The sequence below is a fragment of the Duganella sp. CF402 genome (assembly GCF_900109645.1).
Taxonomy (GTDB): Bacteria; Pseudomonadota; Gammaproteobacteria; order Burkholderiales; family Burkholderiaceae_D; genus Rugamonas.
In genome coordinates this window covers 2,551,836-2,564,081 of record NZ_FOBG01000001.1, presented here as the reverse complement: position 1 = coordinate 2,564,081, position 12,246 = coordinate 2,551,836, and the positions used below count along the sequence as shown (strand labels likewise).

General features: G+C 63.2%; 9 protein-coding genes and 1 tRNA gene. 6 read left to right on the top strand and 4 right to left on the bottom strand.

Annotated features, from left to right (window positions below):
• Nucleotides 1–5: 5 nt before the first annotated feature.
• A complete protein-coding gene (locus BMZ70_RS11490) occupies nucleotides 6–2,153 on the bottom strand; it encodes a diguanylate cyclase domain-containing protein (RefSeq protein WP_092273895.1) in 2,148 nt (715 codons plus the stop codon).
• A gap of 230 nt (nucleotides 2,154–2,383) precedes the next feature.
• Here BMZ70_RS11490 and BMZ70_RS11485 point away from each other — a divergent pair, with 230 nt between their 5' ends.
• The 5 genes from BMZ70_RS11485 to BMZ70_RS11465 all read left to right on the top strand — a co-directional run bounded on the left by BMZ70_RS11485 (nucleotide 2,384) and on the right by BMZ70_RS11465 (nucleotide 9,639).
• Nucleotides 2,384–3,583 (top strand): efflux RND transporter periplasmic adaptor subunit, encoded by a 1,200-nt coding sequence (locus BMZ70_RS11485; RefSeq protein ID WP_092273892.1) that lies wholly within the window; start codon nucleotides 2,384–2,386, stop codon nucleotides 3,581–3,583.
• Nucleotides 3,584–3,594: 11 nt separating this feature from the next.
• The gene (locus BMZ70_RS11480; RefSeq protein ID WP_092273889.1) at nucleotides 3,595–6,726 is read left to right on the top strand and encodes an efflux RND transporter permease subunit; all 3,132 of its coding nucleotides are present in this window, start codon (nucleotides 3,595–3,597) and stop codon (nucleotides 6,724–6,726) included.
• Between the two features lies 1 nt (nucleotide 6,727).
• Nucleotides 6,728–8,164: an AdeC/AdeK/OprM family multidrug efflux complex outer membrane factor gene (adeC, locus tag BMZ70_RS11475; RefSeq protein WP_092273886.1), complete on the top strand. Its 1,437-nt coding sequence runs from the start codon at nucleotides 6,728–6,730 to the stop codon at nucleotides 8,162–8,164.
• A 69-nt stretch (nucleotides 8,165–8,233) separates the two neighbouring features.
• Nucleotides 8,234–8,845 carry a TetR/AcrR family transcriptional regulator gene (locus BMZ70_RS11470; protein ID WP_092277764.1) on the top strand — a complete coding sequence of 204 codons (612 nt, stop codon included), beginning with the start codon at nucleotides 8,234–8,236 and terminating at the stop codon, nucleotides 8,843–8,845.
• An 86-nt stretch (nucleotides 8,846–8,931) separates the two neighbouring features.
• Nucleotides 8,932–9,639 carry a fumarylacetoacetate hydrolase family protein gene (locus tag BMZ70_RS11465; RefSeq protein ID WP_092273883.1) on the top strand — a complete coding sequence of 236 codons (708 nt, stop codon included), beginning with the start codon at nucleotides 8,932–8,934 and terminating at the stop codon, nucleotides 9,637–9,639.
• A 5-nt stretch (nucleotides 9,640–9,644) separates the two neighbouring features.
• Here BMZ70_RS11465 and BMZ70_RS11460 read toward each other — a convergent pair whose 3' ends face one another.
• Entirely contained in the window at nucleotides 9,645–10,469 is an 825-nt protein-coding gene (locus BMZ70_RS11460) for an SIR2 family NAD-dependent protein deacylase (RefSeq protein WP_092277762.1), read from the bottom strand.
• 70 nt (nucleotides 10,470–10,539) lie between these two features.
• Here BMZ70_RS11460 and BMZ70_RS11455 point away from each other — a divergent pair.
• Nucleotides 10,540–10,616: transfer RNA gene (locus BMZ70_RS11455), tRNA-Pro, on the top strand.
• A gap of 77 nt (nucleotides 10,617–10,693) precedes the next feature.
• On the opposite strand, the gene BMZ70_RS28005 is transcribed toward BMZ70_RS11455, so the two are convergent.
• Nucleotides 10,694–10,927, bottom strand: a complete 234-nt coding sequence (locus BMZ70_RS28005) for a hypothetical protein (RefSeq protein WP_130300799.1) — start codon at nucleotides 10,925–10,927, stop codon at nucleotides 10,694–10,696.
• A gap of 72 nt (nucleotides 10,928–10,999) precedes the next feature.
• Entirely contained in the window at nucleotides 11,000–12,226 is a 1,227-nt protein-coding gene (locus BMZ70_RS11450) for an amidohydrolase family protein (protein WP_092273880.1), read from the bottom strand.
• Nucleotides 12,227–12,246 lie beyond the last annotated feature (20 nt).

The following is a 12,246-nucleotide window of genomic DNA, read 5'->3' as shown; positions in this document are numbered from 1 at the left end:
CGCACCTAGCGGCGCGCGCGCTGCTGCATGCCGTGCTGCTTGTGGCGGTACATGGCGCGGTCGGCGCGGCCCAGCAGCACTTCGATGTCCTGCGGATCGTCCGGGTGGTGGATGGCGATGCCGATGCTGGCGCTGAGCGAGACGGTGGTGGTCTTCAGCACGAACGGTTGCTGCAAGGCCGGCAGCAGCTTGTCGGCCGCTTCCTGGGCGTCGGCGTCGCTGTGCAGCATTTCGAGGATGACCACGAATTCGTCGCCGGCCAGGCGGCCCACGGTGTCGGTCTTGCGCACCGCGCCGCGCACGCGCTGGGCGAACTGGCGCAGCAGCTCGTCGCCTTCCTCGTGGCCGTAGCGGTCGTTGACTTGCTTGAAGCGGTCGAGGTCGAGGAAGAACACGGCGCAGCTCTGGCGCAGGCGGTTGGCGCGCTGCAGCGCTTCGGGCAGCGCCTGCATCAGGGCGCGGCGGTTCGGCAGGCCGGTCAGGGTGTCGTTCAGCGCCATCGCTTCCATCGAAGCGAACAGCGATTTGCGCTCGCTGATGTCGTGCAGGAAGGCGATGAACAAATGACCGCTGCTGCGCGGCACATATGCCAGCGACACTTCCACCGGCAGTTCCTGGCCGCTGCGGTTGTGCAGCATCAGTTCCACCCGGCGGCTCAGCACCGGCGCGGCGCCGTCGCTGCTGTCGGCCAGCTGGCGCATGTCGCGTTCGTAGGCGCGGCGCAGCAGCGGCGGCAGCAGCATCGCCGCCAGCGGCTGGCCGATGACTTCGGTGCGCTTCCAGCCCAGCAGGCATTCCGCCTGCAGGTTCCACTCGCGCACCACGCCGCCCGGATCGAGGGCGATGAAGGCGTCGTGCGCGTTGTCGAGAATCGCCCGCAGCTCGGCCGCGCGTTCCTGCAGCAGCTGCTGGGTGGTGTGTTCCTGCGCCAGCGCACGTTCCAGCTGCAGCGCCTTGCGGGCGATTTCGCGGGTGCGTTCGGCCACCGTGGATTCCAGCCGTTCGTTCATGCCGCGCAGCGCATCGAGGTGCTGCTGCTCGGTGCGCAGCATGTCGTTGAGGGCGCGCGACAGCACCTGTACTTCATGATAGCTGTCGGTCTGGCGCACGTCCGGCAGCGTGGCCGCATCGGGCGGCGCCGCCAGCCGGTCTTCGATGGCGCGGCTGAGGGCATTCAGCGGCCGCGTGAGGCGGCCCGCCAGCGCCGCTGCGCCCAGCGCCATCACCGCGCCGAGGATGGCCCCCAGCAGCAGGATCTGGTGTTCCAGCGCGCGCGCGCCGGACAGGGCCAGCGATTCCGGCTGGCGCACCAGGATGGTCCAGCTCAGCGTGGCCGGATCGCCGGGCGTGCCGGTGCGCGCGTAGCCGGTGAGGTAGTCGCGGCCGTCGGCCCAGGTTTCCTTGAGCGCGCCGTTGGCGCCATTGGCGGCCAGTTCCATGCTGTCGCTGCGGATGGTCTTGTCCTCCATGCCTTGCGGGCCGAGGATGGCGACGCCGTCGCTGCGCACCACGAAAATATCGGCGGAATATTGCTGGCTGGCCGGCGCGAACACGGTTTGCACCATGCGTCGCGCCCAGCCCCAGCTCATGCGCACGCACAGCACGCCGCGCAGTTGGCCGTCCGCTCCCAGCACCGGGCCGGAAGCATCGACGAAGCGCCACGGATCGGCGTTGTAAGGCAGCTTGGTGCCGGGCAGTGTGGTGGGCGGGTAGTCGGCGGCGTTGATCTTCTGGCGCCCGGCCTTGAACCAGTCGCGCGCGCTGATGTCCACGCCTTCCTGCACGCCCTGGGTGGCGGCGAACACCTTGCCGTCCACGGTGGCGAGGCCGATCCAGGCATAGTCGGGGAAGGTTTTTTGCAGGCTTTCCAGCACCTGCCGCACTTCGGCCGGGCTGCGTCCTTCGCGGATGCGCGGCAGCTCGCTCAGCAGCTGGACGTCGCCGGCAGCTTTGCGCACCACGCCGTTCAGGGCGTCGCGCATTTGCCAGGATAGCTGCTGCAGGCGCTGCTCGGCCTCGCGCCGGGCGTAATCGATGGCGAAATGGTCGACCAGTATCAACAATGCCAACACGGTCAACAGCACCGTCGCACTGACGCCGACCGTCACCAGCGTGGTGAGCCGGGGGCGGGTGGTCGGGGACGGCGGGGGCATGGGCTGCACTGGCGGGCCGAAATGATGTCAAAAAGAAAGTAATTGATTGTAGCACTGCACGCCCGGCACGCCGCTGTTTTGACGGCTGTTTGACCGCAATTTTGCCGCCTTAAACCACGCTTAAGCCCGGCTTAAACATGCGGCGTCGCAGCAAAAAGTTGCTTGACTTAATTAGAATGATCGTTCATTCTATAGTCTGTGCTTAATTTTTATACAGAAAGCCCAATCATATGGAAGCCTTTTTCTGCAAAAAACCTCTGCTGCGGACCGCTGGCGCCGCAGCCATGATCTCTGCGCTGGCCGTACTGGCCGGCTGCTCCAAATCCACGACCGAAGCACCTCACAAGCAGCAGGTGGCGGAAGTGGGCGTATTCAAGGTGGCGCCCGAAGCGCTGCAAATCACCACCGAACTGCCGGGCCGCACCGCCGCTTATCAAGTGGCCGAAGTGCGCCCGCAGGTCAGTGGCCTGATTCAGAAACGCCTGTTTGTTGAAGGCGCCGACGTCAAAGCCGGTGTCCCGCTGTACCAGATCGACGCGGCCACTTATCAAGCCGCGTACAACTCGGCCAAGGCCGCACTGGCCAAGGCCAAGGCCAACCTGGTGGCCGCCGCACCGAAAGTGGCGCGCTACAAGGACCTGGTGGCCATCGAAGGCGTAAGCCGCCAGGACTACGACGATGCCGTCGCCGCCCACGAGCAGGCCAAGGCCGACGTGGAAGCCGCCGTCGCCGCGCTGGAACAAACCAAGATCAATCTCGATTACACCCACGTCGACGCGCCGATCAGCGGCCGCATCAGCCGTTCGGCCGTGACGCCGGGCGCGCTGGTGACCGCCAACCAAACCACCGCGCTGACCACCGTGCAGCAGCTGGACCCGATCTATGTCGACGTCACCCAGAGCAGCGAAGACATGCTGCGCCTGAAGCGTGAAATCGAGAGCGGCGGCTTGAAGAAAAACGGCGGTCAGGCCAAGGTAAGCCTGTTGCTGTCGGACGGCACCAAGTACGCGCTGGAAGGCAAGCTGCAATTCTCCGACGTGACGGTTGATCCGGGCACCGGCAATGTAACGCTGCGCGCGCTGTTCCCGAATCCCAAGCACGATCTGCTGCCTGGCATGTTTGTGCGCGCCGTGATCGAGTCGGGCGTGAACGAACACGCCATCGCTGTGCCGCAGCAAGGCGTCACCCGCAATCCCAAAGGCGAAGCCACCGCGCTGGTGTTGAACAAGGAAGGCAAAGTCGAGCAGCGCACGCTGGTCACCACCGGCACCCTGGGCGCCAAGTGGCTGGTCAAATCGGGCCTGAACGAAGGCGACCTGCTGATCGTGGAAGGCGTGCAGAAAGTGAAGCCGGGCGCACCGGCGAATGCCGCTGCTCCCGCCAAGCCTGCCGCCGTGGCCGTCGGTTCCGCCCCTACGAGCGCGCAATAAGGAGCTGACCCATGTCCCGTTTCTTTATTGATCGCCCGATTTTTGCGTGGGTGGTCGCGATCGTCATCATGCTTGCGGGCGTGATTGCGATTCTCGGCCTGCCGATCTCGCAGTATCCAAGCATTGCGCCGCCGTCGATTTCGATCAGCGGCTCGTATCCAGGCGCTTCGGCCAAGACGGTGGAAGACGCCGTGACCCAGATCATCGAACAAAAGATGAAGGGTATCGACGGCCTGCGCTATATGTCCTCGTCATCCGATTCGACCGGCGGCGTCAACATCACCCTGACCTTCAAGAGCGGCACCAATCCTGACATCGCGCAGGTGCAGGTGCAGAACAAGCTGCAGCTGGCGACTCCGCTGCTGCCTGCCGCCGTTCAGCAGCAAGGCCTGGTGGTGGCGAAGGCAACCAAGAACTTCCTGATGGTGCTGGGCTTTGTGTCCGAAGATGGCTCGATGAAGCAGGCCGACATCGGCGACTACGTGGCCGCCAGCGTGATCGATCCGATCTCGCGCGTGGAAGGCGTGGGCGACGTGACCAACTTCGGTTCGCAGTACGCCATGCGCATCTGGCTGGACGCGGCCAAGCTGCAAAGCTACCAGCTGACGCCAGCCGACGTATCGGCCGCCATTACGGCGCAGAATACCGAAGTCTCGGCCGGTGAACTGGGCGGCTTGCCAGCAGTGGCTGGGCAGCAGCTGAACGCCACGGTGACCGCGCAAAGCCGTCTGCAAACCGCCGAACAATTCGGCGCTATCCTGCTGAAGACCTCCGCCAACGGCGCCACCGTGCACCTGCGCGACGTCGCCCGCATGGAGCTGGGCAGCGAGACCTACAACATCCTGGCGCGCTACAATGGCAAGGCGGCATCCGGCATGGCGATCAAGCTGGCCACCGGCGCCAACGCGCTCGATACCGCCAACGCGGTGAAAGCCAAAGTGGCCCAGCTGGAGAAGCAATTCCCGCACGGCCTGAAGGCGGTCATCGCTTTCGACACTACGCCATTCGTCAAGCTGTCGATTGAAGAAGTGGTGAAGACGCTGGTGGAAGCGGTCATCCTGGTGTTCCTGGTGATGTACCTGTTCTTGCAAAATTTCCGCGCCACGCTGATTCCAACGATGGCGGTGCCTGTCGTTCTGCTGGGTACCTTCGCCATCCTGTCGGCGCTGGGCTACTCGATCAACACGCTGACCATGTTTGCGGTGGTGCTGGCAATCGGCCTGCTGGTGGACGATGCGATCGTGGTGGTGGAAAACGTCGAGCGCGTGATGACGGAAGAGGGCTTGTCGCCGCTGGAAGCGACCCGCAAGTCCATGAGCCAGATCAGCGGCGCGCTGGTGGGTATCGCGATGGTGCTGTCGGCGGTGTTCGTGCCGATGGCCTTCTTCAGCGGTTCGACCGGTGTGATTTATCGCCAGTTCTCGATCACGATTGTTTCGGCGATGGTGCTGTCGGTGCTGGTGGCGATGGTGTTCACCCCGGCGCTGTGCGCGACTATTCTGAAGCCGGTGGAAAAAGGTCATCACCTGACCAACAAAGGCTTCTTCGGTTGGTTCAACCGTACCTTTGAACGCAGCACCAACAAGTATCAGGGCATCGTCGGTTCGATCCTGAATCGTGGCGGCCGTTCGCTGGCGGTGTACGGCATCATCCTGGTGGTGCTGGCCTTCGTGTTCATGCGCCTGCCGACGTCCTTCCTGCCGGAAGAAGATCAGGGCGTGCTGTTCTCGCAGATCCAGCTGCCAACCGGCGCCACGCAAGAGCGTACCCTGAAGGTGATTGAAAAGGTCGAGAACCACTTCATCAACGACGAGAAGGATGCTGTCGCTTCCGTGTTCGCGGTGGCTGGTTTCAGCTTCAGCGGCAATGGCCAGAACAGCGGTATCGCCTTCGTGCGGATGAAGGATTGGTCCGAGCGTCCGGGCGCAGCGAATCGCGTGAATGCGATTGTCGGCCGCGCGATGGGCAAGTTCTCGCAGATCAAGGATGCGATGGTGTTTGCGTTTGCCCCGCCAGCCGTGCTGGAACTGGGTAACGCCAGCGGCTTCGACTTGCAGCTGCAGGATATCGGCGGCGTCGGTCACGATGCGCTGATGGCGGCGCGCAACCAGATGCTGGGCATGGCGTCCAAGAGCCCTGTGCTGGTGGGCGTGCGCCCGAACGGTCAGGAAGATACGCCGCAGTACAAGATCACCGTCGACCAGCAGAAGGCGATTGCCCTCGGCCTGTCGGTGGCGGATGTGAACAAGGTGCTGTCGACTGCATGGGGTAGCTCGTATGTGAACGACTTCGTGGATCGCGGCCGTGTGAAGAAGGTGTACCTGCAAGGCTCGGCCGAATCGCGCATGACGCCGGAAGACCTGAACAAGTGGTTCGTGCGTAACGCCGACGGCCAGATGGTGCCTTTCTCGGCCTTCTCGACCGGCCAATGGATCTACGCTTCGCCGCGTCTGGAACGCTACAACGGCCTGCCATCGACCGAGATTCTTGGTGCGCCTGCGCCGGGCCAGTCGTCGGGTACCGCCATGAAGGAAATCGAAAAGCTGGCGGAACAACTGCCGCCGGGTATCGGCTACGAGTGGACCGGCCTGTCGACCGAAGAACGCGACTCCGGTTCGCAAACCACGCAGCTGTATGCGATCTCGATCCTGATCGTGTTCCTGTGCCTGGCCGCGCTGTATGAAAGCTGGTCGGTGCCGTTCTCGGTGCTGCTGGTGGTGCCGCTGGGTGTTGTTGGTACGGTGCTGGCGACCTTTGTGTTCAAGCTGTCGAACGACGTCTACTTCCAGGTCGGCCTGCTGACCGTGATCGGCCTGGCGGCGAAGAACGCGATTCTGATCGTGGAATTCGCCAAGGAGCTGCAAGAGCAGGGCGTCGAACTGAAACAGGCCACGCTGCAAGCGGTGAAACTGCGTCTGCGTCCGATTCTGATGACGTCCATCGCCTTCGGCCTCGGCGTGCTGCCGCTGGCGATCAGCAGCGGCGCCGGTTCCGGCAGCCAGAATGCGATTGGCGTGGGCGTGCTGGGCGGGATGCTGAGCGCGACCTTCCTGGGCATCTTCTTCGTGCCACTGTTCTTTGTGCTGGTGCGCGGCTACTTCGCGCCGAAGAAGGCTGCTCCTGCAACTGTAGAGGTGCATTGATATGAAAAAGTCTTTAATTACGATGGCGGCGCTGGTGATGTTGGCCGGCTGCAGCCTGGCGCCGGTGTATGAACGCCCGGCGCAACCGGTAACCCAGGCATGGCCGACCGGCGACGCCTACCAGGGCGTGCCTGCCGCCGCTGCCGACGCCAAGCCGGTGTCGCAGATCCAGTGGCGCGAATACTTCTCCGACGAGAAGCTGCGCAAGGTGATCGAGCTGGCGCTGGCCAACAACCGCGACCTGCGCGTGTCGGTGCTGAACATCGAGAAGGCCAAGGCCCAGTACAACATCGACACGGCGGCGCTGCTGCCGAAGCTGTCGGCGAATGTGAACCAGAGCGTCTCGCGCACGCCGTCCAACATGACCGGCACCGGCGAAGCGGCTATCAACCGCCAGTACAACGGCGGCCTGGTGATGTCTTCGTACGAGCTGGATTTCTTCGGCAAGGTGCGCAACCAGTCGGAAGCCGGCTTGCAGAGTTACCTCGGCACCGAAGAGGCACGCCGCACGCAGCAGATTACGCTGGTGTCGGAAGTGGCCAATGCCTACCTGACGCTGATCGCTGACCAACAGCGTTTGAAGCTGGCGCAGGAAACGCTGAAGTCGCAGCAGACCAGCTATGACCTGAGCAAGAAGCGCTTCGCTTCGGGCGTGGTGGCCGGCACCGATATGTACGATGCCCAGACCACGCTGGAATCGGCGCGCAACGACGCCGCCGTCTACACCGCGCAAGTGGCGCTGGACCAGAATGCATTGACGCTGCTGGTCGGCAGCGCCGTGCCGGAAGAGCTGCTGCCGACCGGTGACCTCGGCGAGGTGACCCAGCTGGCGGCGATTCCGGCCGGCCTGCCGTCGGACCTGCTGCAATCGCGTCCGGACGTGCAGGAAGCGGAACGCGCGCTGCGCGCCGCCAACGCCAACATCGGCGTGGCGCGTGCCGCCTTCTTCCCGAGCATTTCGCTGACGGCGTCGGGCGGCAGCGCGAGTTCGACCTTGTCCGGTTTGTTCAAGGCCGGTTCGTCGGCGTGGACGTTTGCGCCGGCGATCAACCTGCCGATCTTCGATGGTGGCGTCAACCGCGCCAATCTGAATATCGCCAAGGCCGACCGCGACATCTCGGTGGCGCAGTACGAGAAGGCGGTGCAGACCGCGTTCCGCGAAGTGGCCGATGCACTGGCTACGCGCGGCACGGTGGATGAGCGTCTGGCTTCGCAGCAGGCGCTGGTCGATGCGGCGCAGAAGAGCTACACCATCAACGAAGCGCGCTATCAGAAAGGTGCGGATTCGTACCTGAACGCGCTGGTGTCGCAACGCGCGCTGTATGCGGCCCAACAAGGCCTGATCAGCACGCGCCTGGCCAAGAGCAGCAATGCCGTCACCCTGTACAAGGTGCTCGGCGGCGGCTGGCAGCCGGAATTGCCGCAACCGCGCGGTTGATTCAAAACGGCGGGGGCGAGGGCTCCCGCCGGTATAATGAACCTAATATCATCCATGCAGGATCGCTCCATGAAATTCGACGTCAAACGGCGCACAGACCCGGAACGCGCGCAAAACCGCCGCAACCAGGTCTTGCAGGCGGCAGCGGTGTGCTTCGCGCGCAGCGGCTTCCACGGCGCCAGCATGTCCGAAATCTCCAAGGAAGCGGGCATGAGCGCGGGCCACATCTACAACTACTTTGAGAACAAGGAAGCCATCGTCATGGCCTTCGTCGATCTCGAAGTGGAGCACGTGACCGGGCAGTTGCGCGAACTCGAAGGCAAGGACGATCCGCTGCAAGCGATGATCGACGACGCCCCAAAACACGTGGATGAGAATCTCGATCCGCAGTTTTTCCAGCTGCCGCTGGAAATGTTCGCCGAAGCGGCACGCAATCCGAAGATCGCCGAAGCGCTGCGTGCCGGCGACCAGACGGCGATGGACCGCTTCCGTCCCATCATCAAGCGCGAGCGCGAGCGGCGCGGCCTGCCGGTGGACGACGAACTGCTGGATGGGCGCATCGATACCGTGGTGTCGTTGTTCCACGGGCTGCCGATACGTTCGCTGCATCGCCCGCAGCTCAACCGCACCGCACTGGTTGAAGGCTACCGCGTCGCCTTGAAGGCGCTGTTGCTGACCTGATTTGTCTCTTAATGTATCCGCCCGCTGCAGGTGGGCGGATGCTGTTGTACCATGTCTGATGTCTTCTTCCAGCTTACAGGAGCATCATGACTTCCTACGTTATTCCCGCCCACGACATCGTCGGCCTGCCGGTCGCCGGCACTGCTGATCTGTTCCCGGTGCGCCGCGTCTACTGCGTCGGCCGCAACTACGCCGGCCACGCGCGCGAGATGGGTTCCGATCCGGACCGCGAACCGCCATTCTTCTTCTGCAAACCGGGTGATGCGCAAGCCGTGGTGCCGGCCGCGCCGAACCGCGTGCTGGAACTGCCTTATCCACCGGTGACCAATAACCTGCACTACGAGTGCGAGCTGGTGGTCGCCATCGGCAAGGGCGGCGCAAATATCGCCGTGGAGGATGCGGCGTCGCACATCTACGGCTACGCGGTCGGCTTCGACATGACGCGCCGCGACCTGCAATTCAAGATGCGTGATGCGGGCCGTCCGTGGGAAATCGGCAAGGCGTTCGATTTCTCGGCGCCGATCGGCTTGATTCATCCTGCGGCTGATGCGGGCGATATCAACAACGCGGCGATCCAGCTGGATGTGGATGGCGTGACCAAGCAGTCATCGACCATCTCGCATCTGATCTGGTCGATCAACGAAACCATCGCCAACTTGTCGACGCTGTTCACGCTGGCGCCGGGCGACCTGATTTTCAGCGGCACGCCGGAAGGTGTGGGCGCGGTGGTGCGCGGCCAGGTATTGGAAGGCAAGGTCGAAGGCCTGTCGCCGATTACCGTGAAATTGGTATAAACCGTTTATAGCAGTGCATCGATGGCGCGCAGCCCGGCAAGGGCTGCTTCCGCCAGTCCGACATCACTCGGGCTGGCGACTTGCGGCTCGCGCGGATTAATGCGGACCATCCGGCCGTTGTGATGGCTGATCACGCTCTGACCGAAATACCGCACCGAAGGAATCGCCGTTCCTGCGCCCAGCTCCACCACCAGCGGACGTGCCGCCTTGTGCAGCAGGCGTTGCAAGTGCGCTTCCTGCGCGGCGGCGCGCTGCTCGTTCCATCCCCAGTCGCCAAACATCAAAATATTCGGCCGCGCCAAAGCGCCGCAGTGCGGGCAAGTTGGCGGTTCGTTCAACAGCCTGCACGCTTCGTTGTCGACCTGCGGCGTGTAGCCGTCCGCCGGCCATATCTGCTCGCCGCACGGCGCAAGGCACTGCAAGTGATGAATCGACCCGTGACACTCATAGATGCGCTGCGGATCAAAGCCGGCAGCCTGAAAATGGCCATCCACATTGCTGGTGAAGACCGCGTAGCCATGTTCCATCCGCTCGCCCCATTTCTTCAGCAGCCAGAAGCCTTCGTGCGGCACGGTGGCGCGATACAAGTTAAGCCGGTGCCCATAAAAGCCCCAGGCCAGCGCCGGATCCTCATGAAAAGTAGACGGCGACGCCACACTGGTGAACTCCATGCGCGCGCGGGCGAGGGCAGGATAAGCCTTCCAGAAGCCCTGATTGCCGCGAAAATCCGGTAAGCCGGAGTCCACGCCCATGCCCGCACCAGCGGCCACGATCAGCAGATCGGCTTGGGCGACGAGGGCGGCGGCATGTTCAAGGTCGGCGGGATTCATGCGGTCATCATAACGGCGCAAAGCAAACATGACAAATACTTAAACCCGCTGCTATAATAATTTGGTTCGTCGGGGCGTAGCGCAGTCCGGTAGCGTACATGCATGGGGTGCATGGGGTCGGAGGTTCGAATCCTCTCGCCCCGACCAACACAATAAAATCAAAGACTTACGTTGCTTATGCGCGTAGGTCTTTTTTTGTGCTCTCTATGGTCTGAAAGCAGTGATTAGCTGAATGCTTTCAGCAGTGCCGGCAGCAGTTGTGCGAGCAGAACGGCGCTGACTACCCAGATAATCACGGAATTTTTTGCATCGGCAACGTCCGCTTTGGTGGCGTAGTTGGACTTGATGATAGCCACGTCAGTCTTGAGGGCTATTAGTTCACTTTCCAATTTGTGGATGTGCGTTTCCATAGACCGATCATAGGCTTGAGGTTCGCGTTGGTCAAATTGCGCAGACATAACGTGCTCCATTCATGAGATACCGGCACTTCTTGATGCTGCGCCGATCCCCGAATGGAGGTTTGATCTAGATCAAACGGGCTCTTTGTGGAAGCGGCCGTCTTTCATGATGGCGTGGAGGTTGTGGCGGTTTTGCAGGATAGTGATGTCTTGCAGCGGATCGCCGTCGACCATCAGCAGGTCGGCCAGGTAGCCGGGTTTGATGCGGCCCAGCAGGTGCTCCATGCCCATCAGTTCTCCGCCCAGCCGCGTCGCTGCTTCCAGCGTTTCGCGCGGCGTGTAGCCGAAGTGGCGCACGAACAGTTCGAGGTCGCGCGCGTTGCGGCCCGTTGGGTTGAAGGGGAAGCCGTAGTCGCCGCCTGGCAGCACGCGGATGCCGCGCCGGCGCAGTTCCGGTACCAGCTCGCGCTGGCGCGCCAGCACTTGCGCCGCGCTGCGCTTCATGTCGGTCATGTCGACGCCCGGCGGCGGTTCGGCATCCAGCGTGGCCTGGATGATGCCCACTGCCGGACCGACGAAGATCTCGTCGCGCTTATCTTCCATCATGTCCAGCGCTTCGACGTCGGCCCAGGTACAGTGATACAGCACGCGGAAGTTGGCGCGCAACGCCATCTTCACCGCCGCTGCGGCCTGCGCATGCGCCGCCAGCCACACACCCGAGATGCGCGCCTGTTCGCCCGCCGCATTGGCCTCCTCCTGCGTGTACAACAGCTCCTGCGAGCTGCCCGGCTTGAGCGCGTCCTCGCCGGACAACAAGAACTTCACCGACTTCGCCCCCAGCGTCGCGCATTCGCGCACGAAGGCGCGCACCGCTTCCGGCCCGCTGCCATGCGGATCGACCTTACCGCCATCGAAGGCGCCGGAAGTCGGCGGCTCGCGTTCGATCGACGATGCGATCAGGCGCGGCCCCGGCATGCCGCCGCTCTGGATGAATGAATTCAGCGTGACTTCGATGGTCTTGCTCAGCGAGCCCGCCGAGTAGGCACTGGTGTAGCCGTGATCGAGCAGGATGCGCGCGTTGCGCGCGGTCGTCAGGATCAGGTCTTCCGGCGGCAGCGAAAGGCTGGGCACCAGCCGCTCGATGGAGCTGGGCCACGACAGATGGGCGTGCGCCTCCACCAACCCCGGCATCAAGGTGCGGCCGCCGCCGTCGATCAGGCGATCGGCCACGCCACTCAGCGCCGCCACGTCCGCGCCCAGTTCGACGATGTTCGAACCTTCGACGCGCACGGCGCTGATGCCCGGCAGCGGACCGCTGCCGTCAAAAATATTCACGTTATGAAAAACTATGCCGGGCATGGCATTCCTTCCGATTGATA

Bases quoted from the DNA above. Each gene is read 5' to 3' on its own strand.
- BMZ70_RS11490 (WP_092273895.1), bottom strand. From the start codon at position 2,153: ATGCCCCCGCCGTCCCCGACCACCCGCCCCCGGCTCACCACGCTGGTG.
- BMZ70_RS11480 (WP_092273889.1), top strand. From the start codon at position 3,595: ATGTCCCGTTTCTTTATTGATCGCCCGATTTTTGCGTGGGTGGTCGCG.
- BMZ70_RS11470 (WP_092277764.1), top strand. From the start codon at position 8,234: ATGAAATTCGACGTCAAACGGCGCACAGACCCGGAACGCGCGCAAAAC.
- BMZ70_RS11465 (WP_092273883.1), top strand. From the start codon at position 8,932: ATGACTTCCTACGTTATTCCCGCCCACGACATCGTCGGCCTGCCGGTC.
- BMZ70_RS11450 (WP_092273880.1), bottom strand. From the start codon at position 12,226: ATGCCCGGCATAGTTTTTCATAACGTGAATATTTTTGACGGCAGCGGT.
- BMZ70_RS11460 (WP_092277762.1), bottom strand. From the start codon at position 10,469: ATGAATCCCGCCGACCTTGAACATGCCGCCGCCCTCGTCGCCCAAGCC.
- BMZ70_RS11485 (WP_092273892.1), top strand. From the start codon at position 2,384: ATGGAAGCCTTTTTCTGCAAAAAACCTCTGCTGCGGACCGCTGGCGCC.
- BMZ70_RS28005 (WP_130300799.1), bottom strand. From the start codon at position 10,927: ATGTCTGCGCAATTTGACCAACGCGAACCTCAAGCCTATGATCGGTCT.
- adeC (WP_092273886.1), top strand. From the start codon at position 6,728: ATGAAAAAGTCTTTAATTACGATGGCGGCGCTGGTGATGTTGGCCGGC.